Source organism: Bradyrhizobium sp. AZCC 1719 (assembly GCF_036924525.1).
In the GTDB taxonomy this organism is placed as follows: Bacteria; Pseudomonadota; Alphaproteobacteria; order Rhizobiales; family Xanthobacteraceae; genus Bradyrhizobium.
The window spans coordinates 4,332,162-4,356,266 of record NZ_JAZHRU010000001.1; the positions used below are offsets into that span (position 1 = coordinate 4,332,162).

Sequence of the window (24,105 nt, forward strand, 5' to 3'; positions counted from 1 at the left end):
TTCACCTCGCCTTGAAGATGACGCGGCCGAGCGCCCGCAAGAGCGAACGCGTCAGCATCGCCAGCAGGAGGTAGGCCAGCGCGACGAACAGGTAGACCTCGAAGTTGCGAAAATTTCGCGAGGCGATGTAGTTGGCGGCATAGGTGAGATCTTCCGCCGAGATCTGCGACACCACCGCCGAGCCCAGCATCACGATGATGATCTGCGACGACAGCGCGGGATAGATCTTGCGGAACGCCTGGTTCAGCACGATGTGGCGCAGCACCTCCCATTTGCTCATCGCGAGGCTCAGACCTGCTTCGATATGGCCTTTCGGAACCGCCTCGATGCCGGCGCGGATGATCTCGGTCGAGTAGGCGCCGAGATTGATCACCATGGCGAGGAAGGCGGCGGTGGTCTCGCTGAGTTTCAGCCCGAGCGCCGGCAGGCCGAAGAAGATGAAGAACAACTGCACGATGAACGGCGTGTTGCGGATCAATTCCACGTACACAGCGACGATACGGCCCAGCCAGCCGGGGCCGAAGGTGCGCGCTGCGGCGCCCGCGGTGCCGACCGCGATGCCGACGACCGTCGACACGATCGTCAGCACGATCGTGAAGACCAGCCCATACAGCAGCACGTTCCAATAGGGCAGCAGTTCGGCGAATTGCAGTTTATAGGACACTGCCCAGCCTCATTAGCGTTTTCAAGCGAAGTGGATACCGGTTCGCGTGAAGAAAACGCGTCAAAACAAAAGTGCGCTTAGAAGCCGGGCGGCAACGGCGCCTTCAGCCACTTCTCCGACAGTTTTCCGATCTCGCCCGATGCCTTCGCCTTGGTGATGATCTCGTTGACCTTGGCGAGCAGCGCCGGCTCGTTCTTGTTGAGTCCGACATAGCAGGGGCTGTCCTTGATCACGAACTTCAAGGTCGGCGCGCGGGCAGGGACCTTTTCGGCGATCGCAGCCGCGACCGTGTTGCCGGTGGCGATCAGATCGACCTGGCCGGACACGAAGGCCGCGATGGTGGCGTTGTTGTCCTCGAAGCGCTTGATGGTCGCGTCCGGCGGCGCCGAGGCGGTCAGCGCCTGCTCCTCGATCGCGCCGCGGGTGGCGCCGATGGTCTTGCCCTTGAGATCGGCCACGCTCGCAACTGTGATCGCCTTGGTGCCGAACACGCCTGAGAAGAACGGCGCATAGGCGATCGAGAAGTCGATGACCTTTTCGCGCTCCTCGTTCTTGCCGAGGCTGGAAATCACCAGGTCGGCCTTGTTGGTCTGCAAATAGGGAATGCGGTTGGCGCTGGTCACCGGAATGATTTCGGTCTTCACCCCGAGTTCCTTGCCGATCAGGTTGGCCATGTCGATGTCGTAGCCCTGCGGCTTGAGATCGAGCCCGGCGGAACCGAACGGCGCAAAATCCTGCGGCACGGCGATCTTGATCACCTTGGACTTCATGATCGAATCGAGGGCGTCGGCATGGGCCTGCGTCGCCACCGCGGCAGTGGAAATTGCGGCGGCAAGCATCAATCTCTTGAACAGCATACTTGGGATCTCCGAGGTTACGGCGAATACGCGCCTCCGAGATTTTCTCTCGGTGCGTCTCATTCAGCGGATGTGGCCCGGCTCCACGTCTTGGTTCGACCCTGCCTGACGCCTCGCATTTAGGCAATCCTTGGCCGTGCTTTTTTTGGAGGCTTTTGTGGGTCGATTTCGAGCATGATCACGCGACCATGCGTTGGGCTGCAGCGTTCGACATACCCGACGGTTCGTGACTACCGCAGGCCCTCATACACCATGAAGCCGCGCGCGATCGCGAGCTTGCGCAAGGCGCGCGGGACGAATTTTTGCGGCCGATGCAGATAGCGCCACGACGTCACCTTGAAATCCCTGATCGTGCCGAGATCGCTTTCGAACGGCGCCAGCAATCCGGTCAGGCTGATCGGCGCATGCGCGCGGTTGTTGAAAGGCAGCAGCAGCAACTCCAGATGCGCCGTCGTACCATCTTGCGAAGTCGCGGTGATGCCGGCAATCGCCGCCAGCATTTCTTCGGCGACGTAGCAGATGATGTCCTCGATCTCGCGGCGGCTGTCCGGAGTGAACAGCGCCGAGAAACTCGTGTCCTTCATGTCGCGGCCGAGCAGGGCGCAGACCCGCGTTCCGGCGACACGAAACGGATAGCCGGCCTCGTTGTCGTAGGACAGCACGAAGATGTCGCCGAGCAGCTCGCGCACCGCGCCGGGTTCGATCTCGCTACGGTCCGGTGCCCGCGCGTCGCCGCGTTTCGCGTCCCAATAGGCGAAGAACTCGCGGCTCGATGGGTGTTTCATGCTTACCTTTCCCCGGCTTGCCTTGGCGGGACACATCTGTCCCGCTTTTGCGCAACACGCCTTCCCTTGTTCGTTGTGCAGGACAGGCTGTGCAGCGTCCATGCCGGGGACGCGATTTGGCCGCGTGGGGCGCGGCTTTGCGTTGTTAACGTTAAATTAACTATGCGGTTGGCGGTGGTGCTGCGCCGCGCGTAATGTGGAACGCATCAGGCGGCGCCGACTTATCTGTCCGGCGCGGTTGGTACACAGGTGGTGTCAAACAGTTTGGTCATCGCGCGGGGAGGGGCGGGGATGTGATCCCGGCTCCGGGCGCGAAAAGGCCAGCAAGACAAGGGAGGACGTTCTCAGCGTCCTCCCTTTTTCTTTTTGCAGTCTCGTGTCCCGGACGCGGCGCAGCGCCTCTTGGCGGTGCGACGCAGAGCCGGGATCCACTGCAGCCGCTGGGTCCCGGCTCTGCGTCGCGTCACTCCGCGCCGCGTCCGGGACACGGGAATAGCTGCGATTGTGCACTTGCACAGGGCGGGTAAAGCCGCCTATCTGGGCCCATACGACTCGAAGCCGCCAGCTAAGGTCCTGGACCCCTTGGAATCCCAGTCTTACTCATCCCCGGTCGAGCCGCCGGACGCCCCGCACGAGCCGATCTTGACGCTACCGGGCGCGCTCACGGCCTATATCGCGCTGATCGCTGCGATTCATTTGCGGGTGCTGCTGCCGGTTGAGCTGGAGAACTGGACCATCGACGTCTTCGGCTTCATTCCGAAGCGCTACGACTCCACCTTACTCAACATCACCTTTCCCGGCGGGGACGGCGCCAAGGTATGGACCTTCGTCACCTATTCGCTGCTGCATGCCAATCTCAGCCATATCGGCTTCAACCTGTTGTGGCTGTTGCCGTTCGGCAGCGCGCTGGCGCGCCGGTTCGGTGCCGTCAGGTTCTTCGTCTTCATGGCGGTGACGGCCGCGGCGGGCGCCCTGGCGCATCTCGTCACCCATGAACACGCGATCGCACCGATGATCGGCGCCTCGGCCTCGGTATCCGGCGCGATGGCCGCCGCTATCCGCTTTGCCTTCGTGCGGGGAAGTTTTCTTTCGTTCCACCGGGGCGATGCGGATGCCGCGGCGAAGGTTCCGGCGCTGTCGCTTTCCCGGGCGTTGCGCAACGCGCGCGTGCTCGGATTTCTGGCGGTGTGGTTCGGCGTCAACATCATCTTCGGCCTCGGATCAATCTCGATCGGCGCAGAAGGCGCCAGTGTTGCCTGGCAGGCGCATATCGGCGGATTTCTCGCCGGCCTGATGCTGTTTTCGCTGTTCGATCCGGTACCGCGTGCGACGCCGCATGCCGCAGATGCTTCATGGCCGGACGAATCTGGCCGCGTCTGATCGCCGCTTGCGGCGAGGGGCGATTTCATTCATCATCCGCACTGGTTGTAACGCAAGCCAATGCCGCTGCCATCGATGACAGCCGCGCTTGCAAACCGCGCCCTGAAACGAAACCGGCGCGGAACTGTTGATTGAAGCTCACGAACAAGTCGGGCCCCTTGGGCACCAACGGATTCAGGGAGGCGACAATGACGGTACGTTCAATTCTCGACACCAAGGGCCATCAGATCATGAGCATCGAGCCGGATGCCAAGCTTTCGGCCGCGATCAAGATCCTTGGCGACCGCAAGATCGGCGCCGTGCTGGTGATGAACCAGGGACGCGTGGAGGGGATCCTTTCGGAGCGCGATATTGTCCGCGTGTTGGGCGAGCGCGGCGCCAGGGTGCTCGAGGAGCCGGTCAGCGAGGTCATGACGAGCAAGGTCGTGAGTTGCCGGCAGTCCGACACCGTCGCGGGGATCATGGAAATGATGACGCTCGGCAAGTTCAGGCATCTGCCCGTTATCGAGGACGGCAAGGTGGTTGGCCTGATATCGATCGGCGACATCGTCAAGCGCCGTGTCCAGGAATATGAGGCCGAGCAGGAAGCGCTACGCGACTACATCAAGACGGCGTGAGCTTGTTTCGACCCGCTTTCTTGGCGTGAACCGGTGACCACCCTCGGATCGCGTCCGAGGGGATGCTTGGCTTGAGAACGTTACGCTATTCCTTGTCGGGCTTTTCGAGCGCCTTCTCGGCGTCGATCTGCGGCGGCGCCAGGATATGGATCGCCTCCTGGATCGAGTCGATCGCCCGCTCGGCCGCTTTCACGCCGTGGGCGATCAGATCGTCAGCACGATGAAAATCGAACCAGCCGATCTTGCCGACGCGGGGCGAGATCAGGAGGTCTGGCGGATCGCCGGCAAGCCGAGCGCGGGTGATGCGGTCCTGCATGATGTTGAAGGCATCGACCATGACCGAGGAGATGCCCGGCCGTCCGCCGCCACCGAAGAATTCACGCTTCATCGTGCGCTCGGCGGAGAAGAACTTTCCGATGCCGCGTTTGCGCGGCTCGGGTTCGGGTAGCGCTTCCGGCATCACCGATACCGAAACGCCAGCCGTCGGGCCGTGGGAATAGATCGTCGTGGAGTGCGCGAAGACATCGCTGGAGAGATTGGCAGCGATCACGATTTCCGCGCCGAGCGCGCGGGCCGCCGACACCGGCACCGGATTGACCAGGGCGCCGTCGACCAGCCAGCGGTCGCCAACCAGGATCGGCGAGAATATTCCCGGCAGCGCGTAAGAGGCGCGCATCGCGTCCACCATTGGGCCATGGGTCAGCCAGATTTCGTGGCCGGTGCGCACTTCGGTTGCGACGGTGGCAAATTTCACCGGCAGATCCTCGATCAGGCTTTGGCCGAGCGCCGCCTCTAGTTGGGCCGCAAGCTTGGCGCCGCCGATCAGCCCCGAGCCGTTCAGGCGGATATCGAGATAGGAGAGGACCGTTCGCGGCTGCAGGCTGCGCGCCCATTCCTCCAGCGTGTCGAGATGTCCGGCAGCAAAAGCGCCGCCGACCACGGCGCCGATCGAAGTTCCCACCACGACGTTGGGCATGATTCCGTGAGCCACCAGCGTCCGGACGATGCCGATATGGGCAAAGCCGCGTGCGGCGCCGCCACCCAGCGCCAGTCCGATCACCGGCCGGCGGATACTGCCGAGCCCTACCTTATCGTCAGCACCGGAGCCTTTTTGGCCGCGGCCCATCCAGCTATCCAACACGCAAGCCCTCCGGCTTCAACGATAACCGCCGCGGCGCGGCCGCGCCAGAATTGTCCATTCCAATTCCGGATGCATGGTTTATGCCCGGCGAATGCCGGCCTAGGCAGGGAATGTGACTGGACCACGACCGCTGGATTAACATTGGGTCCCGGTGCGGGTTCCGCCAGCTAGCGCCGCTCGCCAAACTTCGGCCACGAAGGCTTGAATTTGCCGCGTTTTAAGTGAAAAGCATGGCGATGATTTCGGGCGGCAACGGTATCGTAAGATATGGGCGGGGCAGATGGCCTTTCCCGGCGCTGGCGGTCGCCTTCATGCTGGTTGCTTTGCATCCGGCCCCGGTCTCGGCCCAGTGGTTCTCGGCTCGCCCGCCTCCGGTGCCGCCCGCCGTGGTTCCAGACGCCCAGACCGGGCCTGCCATGAATCTGGCGCCGCCATCGGGGACGGGCGCGATTCCACCGCTTCCCGCGCCGCTGAACCAGCCGACCATCGTTCAGCCACAAGTCACCACCGTGCCGCCGGTGGTGCCGCCGCCGGGTGCTGCGACCGCAGGTCAGGCGGTGCTGTCGCTGACGGCGCGCTACGGCAAGGATCTGCCTGTTATCAACGGCGGGCTGGTGTGGCGGGTATTTGCCGACAAGCCCGACGATACCGGCACGTTCAAGCTGATTCGCGAGGAGCGCGGCGCGACCCCGAACATCGTGCTGCCGCCCGGCAATTACGTCGTCCATGTCGCTCTCGGCCTGGTCAGCGCGGTGCGGGCGGTGAGCCTGAAAGCCGAGACGGACCGCGTGGCTTTCGTGCTTCCGGCCGGCGGACTGCGCATCGAGGGGCGCGTCGGCACCAGCAAGATTCCCCCCAACCAGATCTCGTTCGCGATCTACAAGGGCAGCCAATTCGAAGGCTCCGAACGCACCCCGCTGCTCCCGAACGTCGCTGCGGGCGACGTCGCGCTGCTGCCGGAGGGCACCTACTACATCATCTCCAACTATGGCGATGCCAATTCGGTGGTGCGCTCCGACATCCGCGTCCAGGCCGGCAAGCTCACGGACGTGACCGTCTCCCACCGCGCGGCGGTGATTACGCTGAAGCTGGTCAGCGACAGGGGCGGCGAGGCGCTCGCCAACACCGCATGGTCGGTGATCACGCCGGGCGGCGACGTCATCAAGGAATCGATCGGCGCGTTTCCGCGTGTGGTGCTGTCCGAAGGCGAGTACCGGGCGATTGCCAAGAACGAAGGCAAGGTGTTCGAGCGCTCCTTCAACGTCGTCAACGGCGTTGACGGCGAGGTCGAGGTCGTGGCGCCGCGCTGACCGTTTGCGCGTTTGACTGTCATAGTCTCTAATGCCGACTAACCATCGCGCAACTTAAAACTGTCATAATCGCCATATCGGCGTACCGCTGCCGCAATTTTTACACAGCCTTAAACCCGGCTGCATTGGATGCCCCGGGATTGAGTGCGCGTAGCGGGGCAGGTCATGGTTGCGGCCAACAGATCGTCGAAAAAAACGTCAGAGAAATTCAACACCGAGATGTTCGCCGACGTCCCGGTCCTGAAACGCAAATGGCAGGCCGCATTGCGTCCGGGCGACAGGCTGCCACGCTATGAAGATGTCATGCTCGGCAGCCTCGGCCGGCTGGCGGATCACATCGTGCTGCTGCGGAACGACAACGACACGTTCGCTGTCTTGCATACCGGCCGCTACGTCCAGCAATGGCTGGCTGATGATCGCTGGGACATTTCCTTAAGTGCATTGCCGCCCGATTGCGCGACCGCGCTCGGCGAGGCGGCATCCAACGCGCTGCAGAACGGTCGTCCGTACCTCGCCACGGCGCATTGCGTGCGCGATGGGCTGGTTCGGACCTATGACGTGCTTGCGCTGCCGACGTCGTCACGCTGGGGTACCACCCTGGTCGGCGCCTACGTCAACGAGCGCGACGCGCAAATCAACCTGCTGGACACGATCTTCTCCGCGACCGACGAGGGCATGCTGTCGCTGGCGGCTATTCGCGATGCGGACGGGCAGCCGTCCGATTTCCAGATCGTCCATCTCAATCAGGGCGCCGCGCGGCTGCTGCGGAAGTCGTCGACGGAATTGTTGTGGCGCAGGCTCGGTGCGGGCGGAAACCTGTTATGCGCGCCGGAGGTGACCGAGCGGCTGCGCGAAATCATCGCCAGCGGCAATGGTGGTCAGATCGAAATCAACAGCGAGGACCGCTGCCTGCGGTTGGGCGTGACGGCATTCGGCGACATGCTGTCGCTCACGGTTTCCGACGTCACGGCGTTGAAGCGGAGCGAGGTTTCATTCCGCCTGCTGTTCGACAACAATCCGATGCCGATGTGGGTGTTTGATGCCGAAACGACCCAGTTCCTGAACGTCAACGACGCGGCCGTACGGCATTATGGCTATCCCCGAGAAACCTTCCTGCAGATGCAACTTCGCCAAATCTGGCCGGAGGACGAATGGGCAAGCCACAGCCAGGCGCTGCAGCAAGTCGGCGATGTCTATAATTCGAGCCGCGACTGGCGGCATCTCAAGGCCGACGGCAGCGAAATCCATGTGCTGACATTTGGGCGGCGCGTCGCCTTCGACGGGCGTGACGGCTATCTGGTGGCCGTCGTCGACATCACCGAACGCCGCGCGGCGGAAGCGCGAATTGCCCACATGGCCCATCACGACGGCCTGACCAACCTGCCGAACCGCGACTTCTACCAGCAGCGCCTTCGCCAGGCGCTCGAACGGGCGGCGACCGGCAACCGGCGCGTGGCGGTGCTGTGCGTCGATCTCGACCTGTTCAAGAACGTCAACGATTCACTCGGCCATCCGATGGGAGACCGCCTGCTGAAGCAGGTGGCCGAGCGGCTGAAATCCGAAGTGCGTGGCGACAATCTCGCCGCGCGGCTTGGCGGTGACGAATTCGCCGTTGTGCTGGTCTCCGAGGTGTCGCCGAACGACGTGAGCGATTTCGCCGACCGGCTGATCGGCGTATTGAGCGCGCGCTATGACCTTGACAGCATCGAGGTGGTTGTCGGCGCCAGCGTCGGCATTGCGCTATCGCCCGGCGATGGCACGAGTTGCGAGGAATTGATGCGCAACGCCGACATGGCGCTCTACCGGGCGAAGTCCGATGGCGGCGGCGTCCATCGCTTCTTCGAGCGCGAGATGGACCGCCAGGCACAGAAGCGCCGCGACATGGAGCGCGACCTGCGTCGCGCCTTCGCGAGCGGCGAATTCGAACTGCACTATCAGCCGCTGGTGGATATTGCGGCCAACCGCATCAGCGGGTTCGAATCGCTGTTGCGCTGGCGCAGTCCGGAAAAGGGCATGATCTCGCCGGCCGATTTCATTCCGGTCGCCGAGGATATCGGATTGATCGTGGCACTGGGCGAGTGGGTGCTGCGCGAGGCCTGTTCGGAGGCAGTGAACTGGCCGGATGACATCAAGGTCGCCGTCAACCTGTCGCCGGTCCAGTTCCGCAGCCGCAACCTGGTTCAGGCGGTAATTTCGGCGCTGGCGCATTCCGGCCTGTCGCCGCGCCGGCTCGAACTCGAGATCACCGAATCGGTCTTCCTGGCCGAAACCGAAGCCAATCTGGCGATCCTGCATCAGCTTCGCGAGCTCGGCGTCAGCATATCCATGGACGATTTCGGCACCGGATATTCGAGCCTGAGCTATCTCAGGAGCTTTCCCTTCGACAAGATCAAGATCGACCGATCGTTCGTGAAGGACCTCGTCGAGCGTACCGATTGCGTTGCGATCGTACGCGCTATCTCCGGCCTCGGGCGCAGCCTGAACATCACGACGACGGCGGAAGGCGTCGAGACCATGGACCAGCTCGACTGGCTGCGCGCCGAAGGCTGTAACGAGGTGCAGGGTTTTCTGTTCAGCGCAGCAAAGCCGGCATCCGAACTCGCCGCGTTATTGTCCGGGTTCGATAAGCGGGCTTCGAAGGCGGCGTGAGCCCTAGAACCGTGTCACGATGTCCGACAGCGCCGGGCGAGGGCGATCCTCCGCGGGCTTCGACGGCGTGCCGATATGGATGAAACCCGCAAGCTTTTCATCCGCCTTCAGTCCGAGCCCGTCGAGCACGTCGCGGTCGAATGCGAACCAGCCGGACAGCCAGCAGGCGCCATAACCGAGCGCGGCGGCGGCGGTGACGATGTTCATCGCGCTGGCGCCGGCGGACAATTCCTGCTCCCACGCCGGCACCTTGGGGTGCGGCCGGGTAAAGCTCACCACCGCGATCACCAGCGGGGCGTCCATCAGCCGGCGCTTCTCCACCTCGATGTCGGCGGCCGGCGCGGACGGGTTCTTTTTCGCAAACACCCGCGCAATGACGTCGCCGGCCCGCGCCCGGGCATCGCCCTCGAACACGATGAAGCGCCACGGCGTCAGCTTGCCGTGATCGGGCACCCTCGCGCCGATGGTCAGGATGGTCTCGAGTTCGCCCGCGGTCGGGCCGGGTCCGCTCATCTCGCGGGGCTTGACCGAGCGGCGGATCTTCAGGAGTTCGATAGCGTCGGGCACAAGGGTCTCTTTCGTCGGAAGTGGCTGTGCCAGAGATAGTGGCACAGCCGGTCCAGCGGAAGCGGATTTAGACCGATTATGATCGGACCGCGGACCGCGCCCGCTTGACGTCCGGCGGGGTCGCTTCCTCGACGAGAGCGGCCAGCGCCTCGGCCGTCGGCATGACGTTCTGCCCGTCGCTGCCGAGCCGGCGGATCGAGACCGAATGGGTCTCGGCTTCCTTCTTGCCGACGACGAGCAGGGCAGGGATCTTCGCCAGCGAATGCTCGCGGACCTTGTAGTTGATCTTCTCGTTGCGCAGGTCGATCTCGACACGCAGGCCAGCGCGCCGCGCGGCAGCCGCGACCACCTTGGCGTATTCGTCGCCTTCGGAGGTGATGGTGGTGACCACGACCTGGATCGGCGCCAGCCAGAGCGGGAAATTGCCGGCGAAATGCTCGATCAGGATGCCGATGAAACGCTCCATCGAGCCGCAGATCGCGCGATGCACCATTACCGGCGCCTTCTTCGAGCCGTCGGCATCGATATAGAACGCGCCGAACCGTTCCGGCAGGTTGAAGTCGACCTGCGTGGTGCCGCATTGCCAATCGCGGCCGATGGCATCACGCAGCACATATTCGAACTTCGGCCCGTAGAACGCGCCTTCGCCCGGGTTGATCTCGGTCTTGATGCGGTTGCTGCCGCTGGCCTGAATTTCCGCCAGCACGGTGGCCATCACGCGCTCGGCATGATCCCACATCTCGTCGGTGCCGACGCGCTTCTCCGGCCGGGTCGAGAGCTTGACCGTGAGCTCGCCCTCGAAGCCGAAATCGGCGTAGGTCGACAGGATCAGCTCGTTGATCTTGAGGCACTCCTCGGCGAGTTGGGCTTCGGTGCAGAACACATGCGCGTCGTCCTGCGTGAAGCCGCGCACGCGCATCAGCCCGTGCATGGCGCCGGACGCCTCGTAGCGGTGCACTACGCCGAACTCGGCCAGACGCAAGGGCAGGTCGCGGTAGCTCTTCAGGCCGTGCTTGAAGATCTGCACATGGCCGGGACAGTTCATCGGCTTCAGCGCAAACCAGCGCTTATCCTCCGCCTCGTCGCCGGCAGACTGCGCCGCGAACATGTTCTCGCGGTACCAGTCCCAGTGGCCCGAGGTTTCCCACAGCCCCTTGTCAAGGATCTGCGGCGCATTGACCTCGTCATAGTCGCCGGTCAGGCGGCGTCGCATATAGGCAATCAGCGCCTGGAAAATGGTCCAGCCCTTCGGGTGCCAGAACACCACGCCGGGGCCTTCCTCCTGGAAGTGGAACAGATCGAGTTCGCGGCCGAGCTTGCGGTGGTCGCGTTTCTCGGCTTCCTCGATCTGCTTGAGGTAGGCGTCGAGCTCTTCCTGCCTGGCGAATGCCGTGCCGTAGATGCGCGTCAGCATCGGGTTGTTGGCATCGCCGCGCCAATAGGCGCCCGCCACCTTCATCAGCTTGAAGGCGTTGCCGATCTTGCCGGTCGAACTCATGTGCGGGCCGCGGCACAGGTCGAACCAGTCGCCCTGGAAATAGATTTTTATGGGCTCGTCGCCGGGAATGGCGTCGACCAGCTCGACCTTGAAGGCCTCGCCCTTGTCGCGGAACACCTGCTTGGTCTTCTCGCGATCCCAGACTTCCTTGGTGAAGGGCTTGTCGCGCGCGATGATCTCGCGCATCCGCTTTTCGATCGCCGCGAAATCTTCCGGCGTGAACGGCTCGTTGCGGAAGAAGTCGTAGTAGAAGCCGTTCTCGATCACCGGGCCGATCGTGACCTGCGTGCCCGGCCACAGCGACTGCACCGCTTCGGCCAGCACATGCGCGCAGTCGTGCCGGATCAGTTCGAGCGCGCGCGGGTCTTCGCGGCTGATGAGTTCGATCTTCGCATCGTGCGAAATCGGATCGTTGAGGTCGGCGACCACGCCGTCCAGCGCCATCGCGACCGTGCGCTTGGCGAGCGAGGGCGATATGCCCTTGGCGACGTCGAGCCCGGTGGTGTCCTTGGCGAAGTCGCGCTTCGCGCCGTCGGGGAAGGTGAGGGTGATTTTTTGCACGGGTTCGGCCGGTTTCAAATTCGCAAGGCCAAATTGGAACCCCGATGCGGGTGCATTGCTGTCAGGCATTGGCGTCTCCTAAAGCTCACTCCTGCGAACGAGCGCAGGTAAGCGGGAAAGCAGCGGTATAGCAGGGGATTCGGCCCCTGCAATCGGGCAATTTCGCGAAATAGGCCATGATGGCAGGGCCGCAGGGCAAGCATATGGCCCCATCGTCCGGGAAAGAATGCTTCTCCGTCTCGGCGACGTGCGCAGAGCCGCTTGGCATCAGCGCCGTCAAATCAATGAAACTCATAACAAGCGATGACAAATAATCCGGTATCGCGTCCTTTTCTTGGCACGGCTCACAGTCTACATGCATCTGCATGAAACATGTGCCCGGGCCCGTCCACGCCGAGCGCCGCTTTGCACCAACTGCGCTGATGCTCGGCAACGTCGTCACCGGCTGCTCGGTATTGGCGCCGGCGGGTATGCTGGTCGAACTGTCTGCCGGTCTCGACGTTTCTATCCGCACCGCTGGTCTTCTGATCACCTTCGGCGCGATCATGCTGTGCGTCGGTTCGCCGGTCACGGCGTGGCTGACCTCAAGGATCGAGCGCCGCACCCTGCTGACGGCCACCCTTGCGGTGCTGGCGCTCACCAACATTGCCTCCGCCTTTGCGCCCGACTACGCGAGCCTGCTCGCCATTCGCCTGGTCATGCTGGCAATCGGCGCGCTCTACACGCCGCAAGCGGCGGGAACAGCCGCACTGATCGTGCCTGAAGAAAGACGCGGCAGCACCATCGCCTATATCTTTCTCGGCTGGTCGCTGGCGGCGGCCGTCGGTCTGCCGGCGATCACGTTCATTGCCAGCCGCTATGGCTGGCAGGCGGTCTATGGCGCCATCGGAGCAATGAGCTGCCTGAGTTTTCTCCTGCTGGCGTGGCGTCTGCCTCGCGGGCTGATGGGTGCGCCGGTCGATCTCAAGACCTGGGCAGCGATCGGCCGCAACCGGATGATCCTGCTGTTGCTGTTGATCACGACCGCGCAGATGTCCGGCCAGTTCGTGGTGTTCACCTATATGGGCCCCTTGCTGGCGCGGCTGACGGGCGCGGGCCCGGACCCGATCGCCCTGGTATTTGCCTGCTACGGTATCTGCGGCGTCATCGGCACCGCGATCGGAACCCGCATCGTCGATTCCTGGGGCGCGTGGAAGACCTCGATGCTGTTCACGTCGATATTGCTGGCCGGCGTGAGCGGATGGGCGCTCAGCGCCGGCATCTATCCGCTGATGGCTATCTCGGTCGCGATCTGGGGTATTGGATTTGCTTCCACCAATTCGATGCAGCAGGTGAGGTTGGTCGGCGCCGCGCCTGCACTGGCGTCCGCATCGGTGTCGCTCAACACATCCGTGCTCTACGTCGGACAGGCCATTGGTTCGGCCATCGGCGGTTTCCTGTACGCGCGCGATTTGCTCTTCGCCAATGGCTATGTCGGGGCGGCCTTTGTCGCGCTCGCACTGACGACGGTGATCCTGACAAAACCCAGCAAGATCTAGTCGCGGCGGCGAAGCCGTTACCGGTTTGCGTAGGGGACACTCGCAACCCGGGTCAAAGCCGGCGTTGCGGCCATCTTGACCAGCACGTCCTTGACCGGATGCTCGGTCCAGGCCTGCGTGACGTAATCGCGATGGGTGACGCCATCGGGCGTCTGCACGAACACGACGCTGCCGGGCTTCAACGGCCCGTCCATGCTCTCGGTGACGGCGATGCCCCTGTCGCGGAGCATCTGCATCAGCTCCAGGTCGCGCCGCTTGGTGTAGCGGGTATACGAAGAGACAAAGAAGCCGGTCCGGTTTTTCTCGATCCACGACGCGAACTTGTCGAGCTCGCCATAGACGGCGTCGAGCAGGAACACCCCGCGGACCCGGTTGGGAAGGCCGCCGACTTCCAGGCTCCACGCCGTCGGCAGGAAGCCGCCGCTATAGCCGACGATCACGATCGGCATGTTGGCGAATGCCTGCGCCGACTTCGGATCGCCGTGGAGGCGGGCGAGGTGGCTTGCTGACTCCTCGATGAAGCGCTTGAAGCCGCCCGGCTGCCAGAATTTGCCGGCCGAGGAGTCGGCGGCGTTGACAGCCATTTGCGGGGCGAGCAGCACGGCGTTGACGCCTGAATCCGAGATCTGCTGCGGCACCAATTGGCGGTCGCGGACGTCGCGTTCCAGCGTCGCGCCGTTGCCGTGGAAGAACACCACGATCACGCCGGGCTTCCTGACATCGAACGTCTCGGGGACATGTACCAGGACGCGGCTGTCGTTGTAGGTCTCGTCCTGCCAGTAGACCTTGCCGCTGTAGCTGCGATGGCCCTTGCGGTCGCCTTTGACGATGTTGAGGAACGGTTCTTCCGAGCGCGGATTGGTGCCGAAATAGGGGAAGGCGGAGGATTTCATGCTGACCAGCGTGGTCAGCTCTTCACGCTCATTGCGGGGTAGCGTCAGCGTTGGCGTTAGCGAGGCAATCCGCACCGGTTCGGTACGCACCGCGCGCTGCTGCGGCGCCAGTGCGACCTGGTGCTGGATTTGCGGCAGGCTTTCACCCGCTGTCGGGAAACGGTCGGCGAATTGCGGCTGGGGGAAACGGTCGTCGAACGTGTCGGCGGAAGGCTGCGGCTCGGCGGCCCGGGATTTGGCGCCATCCGTGTTCGCCGCCAGCATTTCCGGGTTCGGCGCCTTGCCGCATTGAACCAGGACGAAGGATAGCGGCATGATCAGCGCGGCCATCGCCGCCCAGTGCCATCGAAGGGGCAGCACACGGCGCGGCATGGCCGGAGACGTCGCCCGGCTGGCGCGATCAACTGTCGGGAAATTCGGATTAGCTCCGACCATCCACCCCAATGCCCCAAGATCCACCGTCAACCGGCGTAAGCTCGCACGCGTTTAGGCGACGTTAAGCGTCCGGAAAAACTCCCCGCACCCGGAAGCCTGAGCAGACCATGCAATCGTGTCGCGATTGTGGGACCGCCACTATGTTTTCGCAATCCAGTAGTGGCACGGTGCACTTGGAGGTATCATGCAACCTATTTTGTATCTCAATTTAAACCCTTGTTAACATTGCTTGAATTCAGGGGCGTCACCCTGCACGATGAGCTCCTGGCTGGGCGCTGAAGGTACGGTCCGAGATGGCGGCATCAGAAACGGGAAGCCCGGCCTGGCCCGGTTCGCGCTCCGGCAGCGGTTCCAGCGTTTCGGTCGTGGTGGCGGTTGCCATCGTGGTTGCCGATATGGTCGGTGTCGGCGTCTTCACCAGCCTTGGCTTTCAGGTCAAGGACATCCCCTCGGGCTTTTCCATCCTGCTGCTGTGGACGGTCGGCGGCATCGTCGCGCTGTGCGGGGTGTTTTCCTACGGCGAGCTCGGCGCGATGTTTCCGCGCTCGAGCGGTGAGTACAACTTCCTCGGCCGGGCCTATCACCCGGCCTTCGGTTTTGTGGCGGGCTGGGTGTCGGCGACGGTCGGCTTTGCAGCGCCAGTGGCGCTCGCCGCCATGGCGTTTGGCGAGTATGGCAAGTCGGTGTTTCCCAACACGCCGTCGCTGGCACTTGCGATCGGCGTGGTCTGGCTGGTGTCGCTCGTGCAACTCGCCGGCATCAGGCACTCCTCGACCTTTCAACTGGTCGCCACCATCCTGAAGGTGGTGCTGATCGTAGCCTTCCTGGTCTGCGGCTTCGTGATCGGCACCGCGCAGCCGGTTTCGTTCGCGCCATCGGCGTCCGACTTCACCCATATCGTCAGCGCACCGTTCGCGATCAGCCTTGTGTTCGTGATGTATTCGTTCTCAGGGTGGAACGCGGCAACTTACATTATCGGCGAGGTGAGATTGCCGGAGCGCAACGTGCCGCGGGCGATGCTGATCGGAACACTGATCGTGCTCGTGCTCTATGTCGCGCTCAACGCCGTGTTCCTGCACACTGCGCCGATCGACAAGCTTGCGGGCCAGCTCGACGTCGCCCGCATCTCCGGCAGCTACATCTTCGGCGAGCTCGGCGGCCGCATCGTCGGCGCGATGATCTGCTTCGGGCTGATCTCCTCGATCAGCGCGATGATGTGGATCGGGCCGCGCGTCATGATGACGATGGGCGAGGACATTCCGGTGCTGCGGCCGTTCGCCAGCCGGTCGGCCAGCGGTGCGCCGGCCTACGCCATTCTGTTTCAGCTCACCGTCGCGAGCCTGATGCTGCTTACGCGCAGCTTCGAGGCGGTGCTCGACTTCATCCAGTTCGCACTGCTGTTCTGCTCGTTCTTTACCGTGCTCGGGGTGATCAAGCTGCGCATCACGCAGCCGAACCTGCCGCGGCCCTACCGTGCCTGGGGATACCCGGTAACCCCTGTGGTTTTCCTGCTCGTGACCGGGTTCATGATGTACTACCTTTTGACCGAACGGCCGTTGCAGTCGCTGCTGGGTCTTTTGATCATGTTTTCAGGTCTCTTGATTTACGCCGTCTTCCGTAAGCGGGTAGATCAAGTTCCCGTGGCCGCAACGGGTCGGGAATGAGCATGCTGCACTGTCTGAGAACGGCGACGCTTGCTGCTGTCATGCTGCTGGCGGCTGTGGCTGCCCTCCGTGCCCAAACCGCGACGGCGGATGACACTGCGAAATTTCTCGCAGGCCTGATGCCGTCGGCGGACTCGCCGCTGGCGCCGCTCACCAAAGATCCTGCCTGGCAACGGCACGCCAAATTCTTCGATACCGCGTTCGGCCAGCTCGAGCAGCGCCAAATATCGCGGATCCGCGCCTGGGCAGATACCAATCTGGCGGCGCCGAAGCCGACCATGTTCTACATGTTCTCAGGCCCGGATTTTCTCTATGCGAACGCTTTCTATCCCAAGGCCTCGACCTACGTGCTGAGTGCGCTCGAGCCGGTTGGCTCGGTGCCCGACCTGACGGGTTTGCCGCGCGGCGGCATCGCGTCCGCGCTCTACAACGTCGAACGTTCGCTCAGTTCGATCCTGAGCTTCAGCTTTTTCATCACCAAACAGATGAAGACCGATCTGCAGGCGGGCCAGATCAGCGGCACCTTGCCGATCCTCTATGTGTTTCTGGCGCGCTCGGGCATGAACGTGAAGGGCGTCAGTCCGATCTCGCTGGACGACAAGGGCGCGGCGTATTTCGCAGGCGAAAATCCCGGGCCGAACGCCGTGCGTGGCGTGCGCATCATTTTCACCGGCAGCGACGGTCAGGAAAAGACGCTGTATTACTTCTCGACCGATCTCTCCAACTCCGGCGTGAAGGCGAGCGGATTCCTGAAATTCTGCGCAACGCTCGCGCCCGGCAACAGCCTGATCAAGAGCGCGTCCTACCTCCCGCATTCCGGCAACTTCACCACGGTGCGCGACTTCCTGCTCAACAACAGCGCCACCATCATCCAGGACGATTCTGGAATTCCGCTCGCTTACTATAGCAGTAGGAAATGGCGCTTGTTCCCGTTTGGCCGCTATCTCGGACCGATCGACGAATTCCCGGGACGCTACCAGGCGTCATATGCAGCACTCTTCCAGCGTGCGCAGCCGATCGATTTCGGCATCGGCTATCGCTGGCGCACGCCAGAATCGAATTTGCTGTTGTCGGTACGATTGCCCGACGATGGGTCGCCCGCCACGGAGGCCGTGTCGTCCGTCGAGACGCCGCCGCCACCGCCGCGTCCGCGAAGGCCACGGCCGCCGGCGGATATCGGACCTTGGCCGAGGGGCGATGGATTCTTCTTCTGGCGCTGAGCGGCGGAATCCAGGCTCGCCGCGAGCGTTGCATTCACGAGGGGTTGACGCCGCGCCACCGTCCGTAGCGCCACGGCAGATACCATCGCGCACCCGCGGGCGTCGTAAGCGGCACGTTGTCGATCCCGGACGTGCCCCAGGGATGGCAGCGCAACAGCCGCGCCAGCGTCATCCAGCCGCCGCCCCACAAGCCGAAACGTTCGATCGCTTCGTCGCCATACACCGAGCATGTCGGCAGATGCCGGCAGTTGTAGCCGACCAGCAGCGACAGCGAATGCCGATAGATCCAGATCAGCGCGCGTCCGGCATTGCGCGGCAGACGACGGGCGATGCTGGCACAATCCGTGCATTGTTTTTGCTGTGACGATGAAGGACCTGCCGATGCCATGCAGCACTATGTACGTAGTCTTGCGGGAGTTCCCAAGCCAGGAACTGAATTCCTGCAGATATTTGGCCACACTTAGGAATTATCGCACTGCAATGCAGCGTACCAAGCCAAGGTATTATGGACGACACACGTCAGCACAGTTACCGTTTTCATACGGATCGATGACAGAATCATCTCGCGCTAAAACGGGGCCATCGCCACCAGTCGTAGACGGGGCTGCTTGGGGGAAGGAACCAAATTGAGGTTTGAGACGTCGCTGAAACTTCGCGGCTGGGCCCTTCTCGGTGCCACTGCCTTTTGCCTCGCATTGCCGGGCGCAATCACGATGCTGGGTAATTCGGCGTATGCCGGTGGCACCCTCGAAGAACGCAAACAGCCAATGCATTTCAAGTGGAATGCATGCCAGCCGGATTGCAAGGGCTGGGTCTCGGCCGTCGGCATCGTCACAGGGGACAGTCCGCGGGCGTTCGACGAATTCGCCAAGGGCCGCCAACTCGCCGGCGCGACCATCGTGCTGGATTCCAGCGGCGGCTCGGTCAACGATTCCATCGCGCTTGGCCGGCGGTTCCGCAGCCTCGGCGCGCTGACGACCGTCGGCACCACGGTGCGCACGAAGACTCCGCGTGGCGAACGCGTCAGCGTGGCGCCGGAAGCCTATTGCGAGTCGATGTGCGTATTCCTGCTGCTGTCGGGCAAGACGCGTTACGTGCCGCCCGCCGCACATGTCCGCGTGCACCAGATCTGGATGGGCGATCGCGCCGATGACGCCAAGGGCTCGAGCTACAGCGCGCAGGACCTGATGATCGTGCAACGCGATATCGGTCGCCTCACGAAATATACCTTCGACATGGGCGGCACCGGCGATTTGCTGTCGCTCGCGCTCAGTGTTCCGCCGTGGGAAGATTTGCACCAATTGTCGCGTGATGAATTGCGCCTGAGCAATCTCGTCACGACCGATGCGGTCGCCGACGTGTTCCCGCAGGACAATGCTTCGGTGCCGATGGCTGAGGCCAAGCCTTCCAAGCCGCAGGATCGCTTCGTCAGTTCCGTGACGGAGGGCGACGCGCAGTCGCAGTCGGGCAAGTCGACCAAGACTGCCGAAGCCGCGGTTCCAACCGGCGGCTCTGCGGCCGCGCCGGTGCAGCCGGCTCAGCCGCAGCAAAATCAGCCGCCACAGAAATAGGCTGCACCCAACACACGGTGGTCATCATCCGCGAAAGCGGATGATCCAGTACGCCGTGGTTGCGGTGATAAATCGAGAATTCCCCGGGTACTGGATACCTGGCATTCGCGGGGTACGATGGCGATGTACCCGGCTCACGCCTGCGCCGGCTGCTTTGCCTTGGCTTCGATCTGGCCGATGGCGTCGACCACGGCGTCGAACGTCAGCATGGTCGAGGCGTGGCGGGCCTTGTAGTCGCGCACCGGCTCGAGCAGGGCGATGTCGGCCCATTTGCCCTGCGGGGGACCGCCGTTTTCCTTCAGCATCCTGCGCACGGTTTCTCGCAGTTCACGTAACTCGCTAGCCGTCGAGCCCACCACATGGCTTGCCATGATCGAGGAGGAGGCTTGTCCGAGCGCGCAGGCCTTCACGTCATGTGCGAAGTCGCTGACCACGGGCCCGTCCATCTTGAGGTCGACCTTGACGGTCGAGCCGCACAGCTTGGAGTGGGCGGTAGCACTGGCGTGGGGGTCGGGGAGGCGACCGAGGCGGGGGATATTGCCCGCTAATTCAATGATCCGCTTGTTGTAGATGTCGTTCAGCATGAGAATCGGTGTCCCGGGCGGCGATCCGAGCGCCCTTGGCGGCTGGGTTTCATCGTCCTATATATGGACAGGAACGGCGGAAAAACAGCCCGGCCGTTTGCCGTAGGCGGACGGACATGGACCAGACATGGAAACCAGTTCGGCCGTCAACGTGTTGTGGATGGGACTCAGGCGCCCGGCGGCAAAACCGCCCCGTCTGCCCGGTGACACTCCGGTCTTTGCAGGCCGGTCGAACGGAGAAGACATGGACGCATTGATCAAATCCCTCCGCCCTGGCAAGTCTTCCGATTTGAAGTCTTCCGAAGTGAAATCGCCCGACGTGGCCCCGGAAGCCCGCCCGGCCGAACTCGATCCGGCCGAGTTCCTGGCCGCTGCCGTCCGCGCCGACCTGCCGCGCCCGTCGCGCGCCGAGGCCGAACACGCCGTGCACACGCTGCTCAGCTATATCGGCGAAAACCCCGATCGCGAGGGCTTGCTGGATACGCCCCGCCGCGTGGTCGAAGCCTTCGACGAGCTCTATCAGGGCTATCATCAGTGCCCGGCCGAGGTGCTGGACCGCACCTTTGGCGAAACCGCCGGATATGACGATTTTGTCCTGGTCCGCGATATCGAATTCACCTCGCAATGCGAGCATCACATGATGCCGTTCTACGGTAGGGCGCATATCGCCTATACGCCGGTGGAGCGGGTGGTCGGATTGTCGAAGCTGGCGCGGCTCACCGATATCTTTGCCCGCCGCCTGCAGACCCAGGAGCACCTGACGGCCCAGATCGCAGCCGCGATCGACGAGGTGTTGAAACCCCGCGGCGTTGCCGTGCTGATCGAGGCGGAGCATACCTGCATGTCGGTGCGCGGCGTCGCCAAGCATGGCGCGATGACGTTCACCAGCCGCTTTACCGGCATGTTCCGCGACAATCCGGCGGAGCAGCAGCGTTTCCTGTCCCTGGTGCGAGGGCCCAACCGGTAGCCTCGCCGAATTGCTCCGCGAGGCCCTGTCGTGTCCACATCCGCAATGACCAATGAACGTGAAGAGGGGCTGACCTTCCAGCCCAAATTCGACGCGTCCGGCATCGTGACTTGTGTGGCGACCGATGCCGCGACCGGTGACGTGCTGATGGTCGCGCACATGAACGAGGAAGCGCTGCGCAAGACGATCGAAAGCGGCGACGCCTGGTACTTCAGCCGATCACGCAATGCGTTGTGGCGAAAAGGTGAGACGTCAGGTCAGACCCAGCGCGTGGTCGAGATGCGCGTTGATTGCGATCAGGACGCCATCTGGATTCGCGTCGAGCAGCGGGGCGCTGCGTGTCACACCGGGCGGCATTCCTGCTTCTACCGCAGGATCGAGGCGGCCGATGGCGGCGCGCGCGTGTCGTTTGTCGATGCCGAGAGGCAATTCGATCCAGAGAAGGTGTATCGCAAGTGACTCTGTCATTCCGGGGCAGCCCGCAGGGCTGAACCCGGAATCTCGAGACGGTGCGGCCCCTTAACCCCCTCTTAACCATAATTGCGGCAGTCTTGCCCTTGTAATAGGCACTGATTGCCAGTGCCTTGAGAGCCCGCGCGAGGTGTCGCGAGGAGCGGGGCACGACAGATATGGCGGTCGACACATCAAGCGCCACGGCTGCGGCAGGTGTCGATCCCGCGCGCGCGAGGATCGCGGGCTCGATCAAGCAGGCCGCATCGACGACCGGCGCCAGCTTCGAATATCTGCTCGCCACCGCCAAGATGGAATCCAACTTCAACCCGAAGGCCGCCGCAACCACCTCGTCGGCGCGCGGGCTGTTTCAGTTCATCGACCAGACCTGGCTCGGCACGGTGAAGGAGGCGGGTGCCCATCTCGGCTACGGCAAATATGCCGACGCCATCACCAAAAATCCGTCCGGCAGCTATTCGGTCGACGATCCCGCGGCACGCGCCGCGATCATGCGGCTGCGCGACGATCCCGACGCTGCCTCATCGATGGCGGCGGTGCTGATGCAATCCAACAGTTTCAAACTGACCGGCAAGATCGGGCGCCGCCCGACCGATGCCGAACTCTATATGGCGCATTTCATGGGCGTCGGCGGCGCCGGCAAGCTGATCCAGAACGCCGAGGACAATCCGAACGCGTCAGCCGTGCAGATGTTTCCGAACGCTGCGGCGGCCAATCAATCGATCTTCTATGACCGCTCCGGGCAGCCGCGCAGCGTCTCACAGGTCTATTCGGTGCTGAGCACGCGCTATGCGGCTGCCGCCAGTTCGCCGGTGACGCGCACGGCGATGGCGGCCGCCGGCGGCGATCTGCCCCGGCGCATCACGGTCGCGAGCGCGCCGGCAGCGATGGCGGTCGACAATGCCGCCTATCTCTCGAGCTTCCCGGATTCGCGCGCGGTGACGCCGGTGGCGGCAACGGCGCAGACCGCGTCGACGTCAACGGAGCCGATCTTCCGCTCGCTGTTCCAGGCCGGCGAACGCACACAGCCGATTTCGCCGGCGGTGCAGGAATTGTGGGGCAGCAATTCGTCGCTGACCTCGGTTGCGTCAGCAACCTCGGTTGAGCCGGCAACCTCAGTTGCCTCCGCGAGCACCGTCTTGTCGGGACATAAGCCCGAGGTCCGCGCACCCGGCCGGCTCGATCTCTTCAGTGACCGCTTCGGCACGTTTAGCAGCTAGCCGGTAGCTTCAGCCAAACTGAATGAAATGCGGTTTGCTCTATGTCCGACTTACCCCGACAGCGACCGAGCTTTGCGTTGCAGCAAAATTTCGCGATGTGCCAGACTCGGAAGTAGATCACCTACCGATATGAAGTGAAATTCTTCACGTTGGATCGCTCAGTCGGTCTTCTCGGCGGCCAGATAATTCACCGTCACCATCGCAAGCGCGCGCACGCCGACGACGAGCGCGCTCTCATCGATGAAAAAGTCGGGGCTATGGTTCGGCGCGGCTTTGGTAATGTCTTGGCTGCGCGGCACGATACCGAGGTTGAAATAAAGCCCGGGCACTTGAGCGAGGAACGCCGAGACATCGTCCGCCGCGCCGGAAAGCTCGCTGAGGATTGCATCGCCGTCGGCCGCGCGCTCCAGCACCGGCACCATGCGCGCGGTGACGCGCTCGTCGTTCACGGTCGTGTCGTAGATTTCGAGGATGCCGACCTCGGCCTTGGCGTCGGCGCTGACGGCGATATTTTCGGCGATCCGCTTGATGTCGCGATGGATGCCCTTGCGCACCCCCTGGTCGTAGGTGCGGATGGTGCCGGTCATCTCGACGCTGTCGGGAATGATGTTCCCGCGCGTGCCGCCATTGATGGTCGAGATGCTGACCACTGCCGGCGACTTCATCAAGTCGGCGCGCCGGCTGACGATCGTCTGCAAGCCAAGCACGATCTGCGCCGCGGTGGTGATCGGGTCGACGGTGCGCCAGGGAAAGCCGGCGTGGCCCTGCCGGCCGATGACCTTGATGCGCAGTCCGTCCGCGCTCGCCCGCGCCGGCCCGCCGCGATAGGCGAGCTGGCCGGCGGGCAGACCCGCGGTGACATGCAGCCCGAAAACGACGTGCGGTTTCGGATTCTCCAATACGCCTTGCTGGACCATCAGCTTGCCGCCCCAGCTCTTGCCCATCAAGACAGCGCCGAACGGATAGAGGCTTGGCCCTTCCTCGGCCGGCTGGAAGATGAACTTCACGGTGCCGGGCAGTTTATCCCTCATCGCTGTTAGAACTTCCGCGGTCGCCATCAGGATGGCAGTATGCGCGTCGTGACCGCAGGCGTGCATCACGTCGACCTCGCGGTCGAGATATTTGCCCTTGGCCTTGGATGCGAACGGCAAGCCCGGCGGCTCCTTCACCGGCAGCGCGTCCATGTCCGCGCGCAACGCCACGACCGGGCCGGGCTTGGCGCCCTTCAGAATTGCTACCACGCCGGTGACACCCACGCCGGTCCTTACCTCGAGGCCGAGGCTGGTGAGGTGGGCGGCGACGAGCGCGGATGTGCGCGTTTCCTGTTCGCCCAGTTCCGGATGTTCGTGGATGTCGCGCCGCCAGGCGATCAGCTTGCTTTCGATCGCGGCCGCGCGCTGCCGGATTTCCTTCTCCAGTTCAGGAACGGCCGATTGCGCCTGCGCTGGCGGCGGCATGAACGCCGCCAGAAGGACGAACGGCAGTGAAAAACGAAGACGCCGTGACATGGGCTACT

21 protein-coding genes are annotated in these 24,105 nt (G+C 63.3%); 11 read left to right on the plus strand and 10 right to left on the minus strand.

Translation table 11 applies throughout. The features are described from left to right. Window position 1: 1 nt before the first annotated feature. The 3 genes from V1292_RS20290 to V1292_RS20300 all read right to left on the minus strand — a co-directional run bounded on the left by V1292_RS20290 (window position 2) and on the right by V1292_RS20300 (window position 2,306). A complete protein-coding gene (locus tag V1292_RS20290) occupies window positions 2-664 on the minus strand; it encodes an amino acid ABC transporter permease (RefSeq protein WP_334374469.1) in 663 nt (220 codons plus the stop codon). Between the two features lie 77 nt (window positions 665-741). Then, window positions 742-1,521, minus strand: coding sequence for a transporter substrate-binding domain-containing protein (locus V1292_RS20295; RefSeq protein ID WP_334374470.1), 780 nt, complete (start codon window positions 1,519-1,521; stop codon window positions 742-744). A gap of 230 nt (window positions 1,522-1,751) precedes the next feature. Beyond that, entirely contained in the window at window positions 1,752-2,306 is a 555-nt protein-coding gene (locus V1292_RS20300) for a PAS domain-containing protein (protein WP_334374471.1), read from the minus strand. Window positions 2,307-2,888: 582 nt separating this feature from the next. On the opposite strand from V1292_RS20300, the gene V1292_RS20305 reads away from it, so the two are divergent. Further along, window positions 2,889-3,686, plus strand: coding sequence for a rhomboid family intramembrane serine protease (locus V1292_RS20305; protein ID WP_334374472.1), 798 nt, complete (start codon window positions 2,889-2,891; stop codon window positions 3,684-3,686). Window positions 3,687-3,874: 188 nt separating this feature from the next. Continuing rightward, a complete protein-coding gene (locus V1292_RS20310; RefSeq protein ID WP_334374473.1) occupies window positions 3,875-4,303 on the plus strand; it encodes a CBS domain-containing protein in 429 nt (142 codons plus the stop codon). Window positions 4,304-4,388: 85 nt separating this feature from the next. Here the strand turns inward: V1292_RS20310 and V1292_RS20315 are convergent, their stop codons facing one another. Beyond that, window positions 4,389-5,444, minus strand: coding sequence for a patatin-like phospholipase family protein (locus tag V1292_RS20315; protein ID WP_442895540.1), 1,056 nt, complete (start codon window positions 5,442-5,444; stop codon window positions 4,389-4,391). A gap of 311 nt (window positions 5,445-5,755) precedes the next feature. Between V1292_RS20315 and V1292_RS20320 the strand changes: the two genes are divergently transcribed. Next, window positions 5,756-6,754: a hypothetical protein gene (locus V1292_RS20320; RefSeq protein ID WP_442895624.1), complete on the plus strand. Its 999-nt coding sequence runs from the start codon at window positions 5,756-5,758 to the stop codon at window positions 6,752-6,754. 165 nt (window positions 6,755-6,919) lie between these two features. Further along, window positions 6,920-9,403: an EAL domain-containing protein gene (locus tag V1292_RS20325; RefSeq protein WP_334374474.1), complete on the plus strand. Its 2,484-nt coding sequence runs from the start codon at window positions 6,920-6,922 to the stop codon at window positions 9,401-9,403. A gap of 3 nt (window positions 9,404-9,406) precedes the next feature. Here the strand turns inward: V1292_RS20325 and V1292_RS20330 are convergent, their stop codons facing one another. Continuing rightward, window positions 9,407-9,970, minus strand: a complete 564-nt coding sequence (locus V1292_RS20330) for a nitroreductase family protein (RefSeq protein ID WP_334374475.1) — start codon at window positions 9,968-9,970, stop codon at window positions 9,407-9,409. 76 nt (window positions 9,971-10,046) lie between these two features. Next, window positions 10,047-12,098, minus strand: coding sequence for a threonine--tRNA ligase (gene thrS / locus V1292_RS20335; protein WP_334374476.1), 2,052 nt, complete (start codon window positions 12,096-12,098; stop codon window positions 10,047-10,049). A gap of 296 nt (window positions 12,099-12,394) precedes the next feature. Between thrS and V1292_RS20340 the strand changes: the two genes are divergently transcribed. Further along, window positions 12,395-13,567 carry an MFS transporter gene (locus V1292_RS20340; protein ID WP_334374478.1) on the plus strand — a complete coding sequence of 391 codons (1,173 nt, stop codon included), beginning with the start codon at window positions 12,395-12,397 and terminating at the stop codon, window positions 13,565-13,567. A gap of 17 nt (window positions 13,568-13,584) precedes the next feature. Here the strand turns inward: V1292_RS20340 and V1292_RS20345 are convergent, their stop codons facing one another. Further along, a complete protein-coding gene (locus V1292_RS20345; protein WP_442895541.1) occupies window positions 13,585-14,895 on the minus strand; it encodes an alpha/beta hydrolase in 1,311 nt (436 codons plus the stop codon). Window positions 14,896-15,188: 293 nt separating this feature from the next. On the opposite strand from V1292_RS20345, the gene V1292_RS20350 reads away from it, so the two are divergent. After that, on the plus strand, window positions 15,189-16,559 hold the full coding sequence (locus V1292_RS20350) for an APC family permease (protein WP_334374480.1): 1,371 nt from the start codon (window positions 15,189-15,191) through the stop codon (window positions 16,557-16,559). A gap of 2 nt (window positions 16,560-16,561) precedes the next feature. Continuing rightward, window positions 16,562-17,779 (plus strand): hypothetical protein, encoded by a 1,218-nt coding sequence (locus V1292_RS20355; RefSeq protein ID WP_334374481.1) that lies wholly within the window; start codon window positions 16,562-16,564, stop codon window positions 17,777-17,779. Between the two features lie 34 nt (window positions 17,780-17,813). On the opposite strand, the gene yidD is transcribed toward V1292_RS20355, so the two are convergent. Continuing rightward, the gene (gene yidD / locus V1292_RS20360) at window positions 17,814-18,167 is read right to left on the minus strand and encodes a membrane protein insertion efficiency factor YidD (RefSeq protein WP_334374482.1); all 354 of its coding nucleotides are present in this window, start codon (window positions 18,165-18,167) and stop codon (window positions 17,814-17,816) included. Between the two features lie 238 nt (window positions 18,168-18,405). On the opposite strand from yidD, the gene V1292_RS20365 reads away from it, so the two are divergent. Next, window positions 18,406-19,350 carry a hypothetical protein gene (locus tag V1292_RS20365; protein ID WP_334374483.1) on the plus strand — a complete coding sequence of 315 codons (945 nt, stop codon included), beginning with the start codon at window positions 18,406-18,408 and terminating at the stop codon, window positions 19,348-19,350. Between the two features lie 134 nt (window positions 19,351-19,484). Here V1292_RS20365 and V1292_RS20370 read toward each other — a convergent pair whose 3' ends face one another. Then, window positions 19,485-19,934 carry an iron-sulfur cluster assembly scaffold protein gene (locus V1292_RS20370; protein WP_334374484.1) on the minus strand — a complete coding sequence of 150 codons (450 nt, stop codon included), beginning with the start codon at window positions 19,932-19,934 and terminating at the stop codon, window positions 19,485-19,487. 244 nt (window positions 19,935-20,178) lie between these two features. Between V1292_RS20370 and folE the strand changes: the two genes are divergently transcribed. From folE to V1292_RS20385, 3 genes are all read left to right on the plus strand, one after another. Further along, window positions 20,179-20,901: a GTP cyclohydrolase I FolE gene (folE, locus tag V1292_RS20375; protein WP_334374485.1), complete on the plus strand. Its 723-nt coding sequence runs from the start codon at window positions 20,179-20,181 to the stop codon at window positions 20,899-20,901. 45 nt (window positions 20,902-20,946) lie between these two features. Further along, entirely contained in the window at window positions 20,947-21,360 is a 414-nt protein-coding gene (hisI, locus tag V1292_RS20380; protein WP_334377108.1) for a phosphoribosyl-AMP cyclohydrolase, read from the plus strand. Between the two features lie 170 nt (window positions 21,361-21,530). Next, on the plus strand, window positions 21,531-22,589 hold the full coding sequence (locus tag V1292_RS20385; RefSeq protein ID WP_334374486.1) for a transglycosylase SLT domain-containing protein: 1,059 nt from the start codon (window positions 21,531-21,533) through the stop codon (window positions 22,587-22,589). A gap of 158 nt (window positions 22,590-22,747) precedes the next feature. On the opposite strand, the gene V1292_RS20390 is transcribed toward V1292_RS20385, so the two are convergent. After that, window positions 22,748-24,097: an amidohydrolase gene (locus tag V1292_RS20390; RefSeq protein WP_334374487.1), complete on the minus strand. Its 1,350-nt coding sequence runs from the start codon at window positions 24,095-24,097 to the stop codon at window positions 22,748-22,750. Between the last annotated feature and the right edge of the window lie 8 nt (window positions 24,098-24,105).

Bases quoted from the DNA above. Each gene is read 5' to 3' on its own strand.
- V1292_RS20295 (WP_334374470.1), bottom strand. From the start codon at position 1,521: ATGCTGTTCAAGAGATTGATGCTTGCCGCCGCAATTTCCACTGCCGCG.
- V1292_RS20300 (WP_334374471.1), bottom strand. From the start codon at position 2,306: ATGAAACACCCATCGAGCCGCGAGTTCTTCGCCTATTGGGACGCGAAA.
- V1292_RS20310 (WP_334374473.1), top strand. From the start codon at position 3,875: ATGACGGTACGTTCAATTCTCGACACCAAGGGCCATCAGATCATGAGC.
- V1292_RS20320 (WP_442895624.1), top strand. From the start codon at position 5,756: ATGCTGGTTGCTTTGCATCCGGCCCCGGTCTCGGCCCAGTGGTTCTCG.
- V1292_RS20325 (WP_334374474.1), top strand. From the start codon at position 6,920: ATGGTTGCGGCCAACAGATCGTCGAAAAAAACGTCAGAGAAATTCAAC.
- thrS (WP_334374476.1), bottom strand. From the start codon at position 12,098: ATGCCTGACAGCAATGCACCCGCATCGGGGTTCCAATTTGGCCTTGCG.
- V1292_RS20340 (WP_334374478.1), top strand. From the start codon at position 12,395: ATGAAACATGTGCCCGGGCCCGTCCACGCCGAGCGCCGCTTTGCACCA.
- V1292_RS20345 (WP_442895541.1), bottom strand. From the start codon at position 14,895: ATGGTCGGAGCTAATCCGAATTTCCCGACAGTTGATCGCGCCAGCCGG.
- V1292_RS20350 (WP_334374480.1), top strand. From the start codon at position 15,189: ATGGCGGCATCAGAAACGGGAAGCCCGGCCTGGCCCGGTTCGCGCTCC.
- V1292_RS20355 (WP_334374481.1), top strand. From the start codon at position 16,562: ATGCTGCACTGTCTGAGAACGGCGACGCTTGCTGCTGTCATGCTGCTG.
- yidD (WP_334374482.1), bottom strand. From the start codon at position 18,167: ATGGCATCGGCAGGTCCTTCATCGTCACAGCAAAAACAATGCACGGAT.
- V1292_RS20370 (WP_334374484.1), bottom strand. From the start codon at position 19,934: ATGCTGAACGACATCTACAACAAGCGGATCATTGAATTAGCGGGCAAT.
- folE (WP_334374485.1), top strand. From the start codon at position 20,179: ATGGACGCATTGATCAAATCCCTCCGCCCTGGCAAGTCTTCCGATTTG.
- hisI (WP_334377108.1), top strand. From the start codon at position 20,947: ATGACCAATGAACGTGAAGAGGGGCTGACCTTCCAGCCCAAATTCGAC.
- V1292_RS20385 (WP_334374486.1), top strand. From the start codon at position 21,531: ATGGCGGTCGACACATCAAGCGCCACGGCTGCGGCAGGTGTCGATCCC.
- V1292_RS20390 (WP_334374487.1), bottom strand. From the start codon at position 24,097: ATGTCACGGCGTCTTCGTTTTTCACTGCCGTTCGTCCTTCTGGCGGCG.